Genomic DNA, 6585 nt, shown 5'->3' with positions numbered 1-6585 from the left:
CCGGCCGCGCGGGCCGCGTCGCGACGACGACCGCCCCAGCAGCGGTGGCGGCTTCCGCCGCGACGACCGTGGCCGCGACCGGGACCGTGGTCCGCGTCGTGACAACGACCGGGGCGGCGACCGCGGTGGCTACCGTGGCGGCCAGCGGGACGACCGCGGGGGCTACCAGGGGCGTGACGACCGGGACCGTGAGCCGATCAAGCGGCTCCCCATTCCGGACGACGTCACCGGTGACGAGATCGACAAGGATGTCCGGCAGGAGCTGATGAGCCTGCCGAAGACCCTCGCCGAGGATGTCGCACGGAACCTCGTCATGGTCGCCCGTCTGATCGACGAGGACCCCGAGCAGGCGTACGCGTACTCGCGCATCGCCCTTCGGCTGGCGTCGAGGGTCGCCGCGGTGCGGGAGGCCGCGGGCTTCGCCGCGTACGCCACCCAGAAGTACGCGGAGGCGCTGGCGGAGTTCCGTGCCTCGCGCCGGATGACCGGTTCCGTGGACCTGTGGCCCGTCATGGCCGACTGCGAGCGTGGACTGGGCCGCCCCGAGCGCGCCATGGCCATGGCCGGCGAGCCCGAGGTGCAGAAGCTGGACAAGGCCGGGCAGGTCGAGATGCGTCTGGTCGCTGCGGGCGCCCGCAGGGACATGGGGCAGATCGATGCTGCGATCGTGACGCTGCAGAGCCCCGAGCTCGCCTCCAGCGCCGTGCACTCGTGGACGCCGCGTCTGCGGTACGCCTACGCCGACGCGCTCCTGGAAGCCGGCCGCGAGGACGAGGCCCGTGAGTGGTTCGGCAAGGCCCTGGAAGCCGACAAGGACGGTGCGACCGACGCGTCCGACCGGCTCGCCGAACTCGACGGTGTCGAATTCGTCGACGCGCTCGGCGACGACGAGCACCCCGCCGAGCCGGCCCACGTCGAGGAGCGGGCCACGGAGGCCCCGGCCCCGGCTGCGGACGACGACGAGGACCAGGACGACGAGGATGACGACGACGAGGACGGGCCCGCGAAGGGCTGAGCCTCGCCGCTGATGCGGTAGGGACAGAGGAAGAGGGCGGCACCCGGTGGGTGCCGCCCTCTTCTGCGTTGCGTCCGGCCGTAGCCCTCGCCCGCCCGGACTCAGTCGACGCCCAGGCTCCGCAGCACAAGACCCGTGGCCGGCTTGGGGCCGAACGAGGTCGACTTGCGGGGCATCGTGACGCCCTGCCGGGCCAGGTCCCGCACCACGTCCTCGCGTACGGGGTGCATCAGTACCGCCGTGGCTCCGTGCCGTTCGGCCTGTTCGACCGCCGCTGCCGCGTCGTGGATGTAGGCGATCTCCTCGGGGGTGTCCGGGATGCCCCACACATCGTCCAGGAGCGTGGAGTGCAGCACGGTCGCGTCCAGCGCACGCCAGGCCGCCGGCCGGTCCGCGCGGACCGTGCGCGCCAGCAGCTCCCCGTCCGGCCGGTCGGCCAGGTGGAACCGGCCGTCGCCCGCGAGCAGGAAGGCGTTGCTCTCCTCGGCGGCCTCCGCGAGGGCGTCGAGCGCCCGGTCCAGGGGCCCGTCGACCGGCCGGACGCGGAACCCGCCGTCGAGGGCGCCGAGCGCCCGCTCGACCGGAAGGCGGTGCAGCAGCCGGTGGATGGCGCGGACCCGCAGCGGATAACGGGCGGTGTCGACGAGCAGGACGAGACCGAAGTCCCAGGGGCCGGGCCCGGACTGCTCCTGCTGGAGCCGCAGATACGTCGCCCAGCGGTGGTGGCCGTCGGCGATCAGGGCCTGGTGGTGGGAGAGGTCGGACTCGATCTCCGCCTGCTCCTCGGGATCGGTGACGGCCCAGAGACGATGGCTGAAACCGTCCTCGGTCGTCGTGGTGAGGAGCGGCACGCGCTCCACCACCCGCTCGATGACCGCCGTCGTACCGCTCCGCCCGCCGTCCCCCGCGTAGCTCAGGAGCAGGGGTTCGAGGTGGGCGCCGACCGTGCGCATCAGGTCGGCGCGGTCCTCCACGACATCGGCCATGACGTCCTCGTGCGGCAGCACCACGCCCTCCGAGGCGGGGGAGAGCGCCAGGGCCCCGATCACCCCGCGCTGCAGGATGTCGCCGGCCCGCTGCTCGTAGACGTAGAGCACGGGTACCGGGTCCGGGGCGAGGACGCCCTCCGCGAGCCAGCGCTTCAGGGTGTCGGCTGCCTGCCGGTGGCGTGCGGCGGCCGTGCCGGCCTGCGGGAGGATCAGCCGCACGATGTTGTGCGGGTCCGCGGACTCCAGGTGGTGCAGCCCGTCCGGCCGCACGACCACGTCGTACGGCGGTGAGGTCACCGCGGCCAGACTGCCGACCCGTTCGGGGACGTACCGCAGTCCACGGAAGGGGATCAGCCGCAGTCCCCGGCCGAGGGCGGGCCCGGATGTGTTCATCAGGGCATCGTATGTGCGCTGCGGTGATGCGCGATGATCGGGGGAGAGGCATGGAAAGAGGAGCACAGGTATATGAGCCAGCAGGACAGGTCCCGGCCGCTCGGAAGCGGTACGGCGCTGAGCGAGGCGTACGACACGGCGCTGCTCGACCTCGACGGGGTGGTGTACGCAGGGGGGCACGCGATCGCGCACGCCGTCGAGTCGCTGACCACCGCGCGTGCGGGCGGTATGCATCTGGCGTACGTGACGAACAACGCGCTGCGCACGCCGGACGCGGTGGCCGAGCACCTGACGGAGCTCGGGGTGCCCGCCGACCCGGCCGATGTGATCACCTCGGCGCAGGCGGTGGCCCGGCTGATGTCGGATCAGCTGCCGTCCGGGGCCAAGGTGCTCGTCGTCGGCGGGGAGGGGCTGCGGGTCGCGCTGCGTGAGCGCGGGCTGGAGCCGGTGGAGTCGGCGGACGACGATCCGGTCGCCGTGGCGCAGGGGTTCGGCGGGCCCGATCTGCCCTGGGGCCGGTTCGCGGAGGCGGCGTATGCGATCTCGCGCGGGGCCGTCTGGTTCGCCTCCAACACCGACCTGACGATCCCGGGCGCCCGGGGCATCGCTCCGGGCAACGGCGCGGCGGTGGAGGTCGTACGGATCGCCACCGGTGCCGAGCCGCAGGTCGCGGGCAAGCCGCTGCCGCCGATGCACCGGGAGACCGTGCTGCGGACCGGGGCGAAGCGGCCGCTGGTCGTCGGGGACCGGCTGGACACGGACATCGAGGGCGCGTTCAACGGTGGCGTGGACTCCCTGCTCGTCCTCACCGGGGTGACCGACGCGGCGCAGCTGGTCGCGGCCGAACCCAAGTACCGCCCGACCTACGTGGACCGGGACCTGCGGGGGCTGCTCACGGGCCAGCCCGAGGTGACGGAGGAGGACGGCGGCTTCCGCTGCGGCGGCTGGACGGCCTCGGTGCGCGGCGAAGCGCTGGTGCTCGGAGGTGAGGGCGACCCGATCGACGGGCTGCGGGCCCTGTGCGGAGCCGCGTGGACGCACGCCGGGGACGGTTCGTGCGGGCTGGACGGGGAGAAGGCCGTGGCCGCGCTGGGCCTGTAGCGACGGGCCGCGGAAAGTTGAGATGACAGGAGGATAGGCTAACCTAACCAGGTGTTGGTCGAGAGTCCCCCTGAATCGAGTTCCGGCCCCCCGGCCGCGCCGGGCACGGGCACCGGCGCGCGCCCCGGGCGCCATGCGATACGCGCCGCGGGCCTGCTGGTCGCCGTGGGCGTGCTGGTGCTGGTGTGCCTCGCGAGTGTCGCGATCGGCGCCAAATCCCTTCCCCTCTCCGAGGTGTGGCACGGCCTGTTCCACTACTCGGGCGGCAACGGCGACGTCCTCGTACGGGATGTGCGGGTCCCGCGCACCGTGCTGGGGCTGATCGTCGGGGCGGCCCTGGGCCTGGCCGGTGCGGTGATGCAGGCGCTGACCCGCAACCCGCTCGCCGAGCCCGGCCTGCTGGGCGTCAACGCGGGCGCGGCCGCGGCCGTCGTCTCCGCCATCACCTTTCTCGGCGTCACCTCGCTGACCGGATATGTCTGGTTCGCGTTCGGCGGCGCCGCGGTCGTGTCCGTCGCGGTGTACCTGCTCGGCGGGAGCCGGTCCGCGAACCCCGTGCGGCTGGCGCTCGCCGGTACGGCGGTCACCGCGGCGCTGTTCGGCTACGTCAACGCCGTACAGCTGCTGGACGCGGCGGCCCTGGACCGGCTGCGCTTCTGGACCGTGGGGTCGCTGGCCTCCGCGAACACGGAGACCGTCGGCAAGGTGTGGCCGTTCATCGCCGCCGGTGTGGTGCTGGCCCTGCTCATCGCCCGCCCGCTCAACGCGCTGGAGATGGGCGACGACACGGCCAAGGCGCTCGGCGCGCACCTGACCCGCACCCGCGTCCTCGCGATGGTGGCCGTCACCCTGCTCTGCGGGGCCGCGACCGCCGCCTGCGGGCCCATCGTCTTCATCGGGCTGATGATCCCGCACCTGGTCCGCACCCTCACCGGCCCGGACCTGCGGTGGATCCTGCCCTACGCGGCCGTGCTCGCGCCCGTGCTGCTGCTCGGCGCCGACGTGGTCGGCAGAGTCGTCGCGCGTCCCGCCGAGCTCCAGGTCGGCATCGTCACCGCGCTGCTCGGCGGGCCCGTCTTCATCCATCTCGTACGGCGTAAGAGGATGGCCCAGCTGTGAAGGCCGCACAGGACACCACCGAGAAGGCGACGCAGGCGACCCCGAAGAAGGCCGCACGGGACCGGGACACCACCCGGACCGTCCACGCCGTGCGGACGGCCGGCGGGTTCTCCTTCCGGGTGGACGCACGGGCGTTCGCCGTGATCGCGCTGCTCGTCGCGGCGGCGGTCTTCGCCGCCGTGGTGCTCATCGGCAGCGGCGACTACGCCATGTCACCCGGGCAGGTCGTCACCACGCTCTTCGGGAACGGCACCTTCCAGCAGGAGTTCATCGTCACCGAACTCCGGCTGCCGAGGGTCCTGGTCGGGCTGCTCGTCGGCGCCGCGCTCGGCGTCGGCGGCGCCGTCTTCCAGAGCGTCTCCCGCAACCCGCTCGGCAGCCCGGACGTCCTCGGCTTCGGCCAGGGCTCCGCGGTCGGCGCCCTCACCGTCATCGTGCTCTTCCACGGCGGGCCCACCGAGGTCGCCGCGGGTGCCGTGGCCGGCGGTCTGCTCACGGGGGTCGCCGTCTACCTGCTGGCCTGGAAGCGGGGGGTGCACGGCTACCGGCTCGTGCTCGTCGGCATCGGCGCCGCCGCGATGCTCACCGCCGTCACCCACTACCTGATCACCAAGGCCAACCTCGTCGACGCCACCCGCGCCGTCGTCTGGATGACCGGCTCGCTGGACGGCCGGGACTGGGCGCAGGTCTGGCCGCTGCTCGCGGTCTGCTGCGTCCTGATCCCGCTGGCCCTCGGCCACGGCCGGGACCTGCGCATGATCGAGATGGGCGACGACGCCGCCCACTCCCTGGGCGTACGGGTGGAACGCACCCGGCTCACCCTGCTGAGCTCCGCCGTGCTGCTCGTCGCCGTCGCCACCGCCGCCGCGGGGCCCATCGTCTTCGTCTCGCTCAGCGCGCCGCAGGTCGCCCGCCGCCTCACCCGGGCCCCCGGACCCAACCTGGCGGCCGCCGCCGCCACCGGAGCGGCCCTGCTGCTCGTCGCCGACTGGACCGCCATGAACGCCTTCGGGGACCGCCAGCTCCCGGTCGGCGTCGTCACCGGCGTACTCGGCGGCTGCTACCTGCTGTGGCTCCTCGTGTCCGAGCGCAGGGCGGGACGCATATGAGAACGGGCACCTCGCAGACCATCCCCACAGACTCCGGGAGTACGACCATGCAGCGCCTCACCGCGGACTCGGTGACCCTCGGCTACGACCAGCGGATCATCGCCGAGAACCTCTCCGTCGAGATCCCGGACAACTCCTTCACGGTGATCGTCGGCCCCAACGCCTGCGGCAAGTCGACCCTGCTGCGCGCCCTCTCCCGGATGCTGAAGCCGGACAGCGGGGACGTCCTGCTGGACGGGCAGTCCATCCACCGGCTGCCCGCGAAGAAGGTCGCCAGGACACTGGGCCTGCTGCCCCAGTCCTCCATAGCCCCCGACGGCATCACCGTCGCCGACCTCGTCTCCCGCGGCCGCTACCCCCACCAGGGGCTGCTGCGCCAGTGGTCGCCCGAGGACGAGCGGATCGTGAAGGAGTCCATGGAGTCGACCGGCGTCGGTGAGCTCGCCGACCGTTACGTCGACGAACTCTCCGGCGGCCAGCGCCAGCGCGTCTGGATCGCCATGGCCCTCGCCCAGCAGACCCCGCTCCTGCTGCTCGACGAGCCGACGACGTACCTCGACATCCAGCACCAGATCGACGTGCTCGACCTCTGCGCGGAACTGCACGAGACCCAGGGGCGCACCCTCGTCGCCGTGCTCCACGACCTCAATCACGCCGCCCGGTACGCCACCCACCTCATCGCCCTGCGTGACGGTGCGGTCATCGCCGAGGGCGCGCCCGGTGACATCGTCACCGCGCAGCTCGTGGAGGAGGTCTTCGGGATGCGGTGCCAGGTCATCGACGACCCCGAGACGGGAACGCCGCTCGTCGTGCCCGCCGCCCGCAAGAGGCGCGTGGCGGCCTCCGTCTGAGCCGCCGG

6 protein-coding genes are annotated in these 6585 nt (G+C 73.0%); 5 read left to right on the top strand and 1 reads right to left on the bottom strand.

Going from position 1 to position 6585, the window contains the following annotated elements:
* Window positions 1-265 precede the first annotated feature (265 nt).
* A complete protein-coding gene (locus tag JKV81_RS20310) occupies window positions 266-1015 on the top strand; it encodes a tetratricopeptide repeat protein (RefSeq protein WP_202077063.1) in 750 nt (249 codons plus the stop codon).
* 101 nt (window positions 1016-1116) lie between these two features.
* On the opposite strand, the gene JKV81_RS20305 is transcribed toward JKV81_RS20310, so the two are convergent.
* Complete coding sequence (locus JKV81_RS20305) at window positions 1117-2397, bottom strand: DUF1015 domain-containing protein (protein WP_202077058.1); 1281 nt, start codon at window positions 2395-2397, stop codon at window positions 1117-1119.
* A gap of 72 nt (window positions 2398-2469) precedes the next feature.
* Here JKV81_RS20305 and JKV81_RS20300 point away from each other — a divergent pair, with 72 nt between their 5' ends.
* From JKV81_RS20300 to JKV81_RS20285, 4 genes are all read left to right on the top strand, one after another.
* Window positions 2470-3498: an HAD-IIA family hydrolase gene (locus tag JKV81_RS20300; RefSeq protein ID WP_202077056.1), complete on the top strand. Its 1029-nt coding sequence runs from the start codon at window positions 2470-2472 to the stop codon at window positions 3496-3498.
* Between the two features lie 51 nt (window positions 3499-3549).
* Complete coding sequence (locus JKV81_RS20295) at window positions 3550-4617, top strand: FecCD family ABC transporter permease (protein WP_187281974.1); 1068 nt, start codon at window positions 3550-3552, stop codon at window positions 4615-4617.
* 89 nt (window positions 4618-4706) lie between these two features.
* A complete protein-coding gene (locus JKV81_RS20290; RefSeq protein WP_124279822.1) occupies window positions 4707-5726 on the top strand; it encodes a FecCD family ABC transporter permease in 1020 nt (339 codons plus the stop codon).
* Between the two features lie 47 nt (window positions 5727-5773).
* Window positions 5774-6577 (top strand): ABC transporter ATP-binding protein, encoded by an 804-nt coding sequence (locus tag JKV81_RS20285; protein WP_099177871.1) that lies wholly within the window; start codon window positions 5774-5776, stop codon window positions 6575-6577.
* Window positions 6578-6585: the final 8 nt, after the last annotated feature.

Origin of the sequence: Streptomyces silvae, from assembly GCF_016745505.1 — a bacterium.
Classification (GTDB): domain Bacteria; phylum Actinomycetota; class Actinomycetes; order Streptomycetales; family Streptomycetaceae; genus Streptomyces; species Streptomyces silvae.
The sequence above is the reverse complement of the archived record's forward strand: the minus strand, read 5'-3'. Positions and strand labels throughout refer to the sequence as shown.

Coding starts and splice junctions, on each gene's coding strand:
- JKV81_RS20310 (WP_202077063.1), top strand. CDS start 266: ATGAGCCTGCCGAAGACCCTCGCCGAGGATGTCGCACGGAACCTCGTC.
- JKV81_RS20305 (WP_202077058.1), bottom strand. CDS start 2,397: ATGAACACATCCGGGCCCGCCCTCGGCCGGGGACTGCGGCTGATCCCC.
- JKV81_RS20300 (WP_202077056.1), top strand. CDS start 2,470: ATGAGCCAGCAGGACAGGTCCCGGCCGCTCGGAAGCGGTACGGCGCTG.
- JKV81_RS20285 (WP_099177871.1), top strand. CDS start 5,774: ATGCAGCGCCTCACCGCGGACTCGGTGACCCTCGGCTACGACCAGCGG.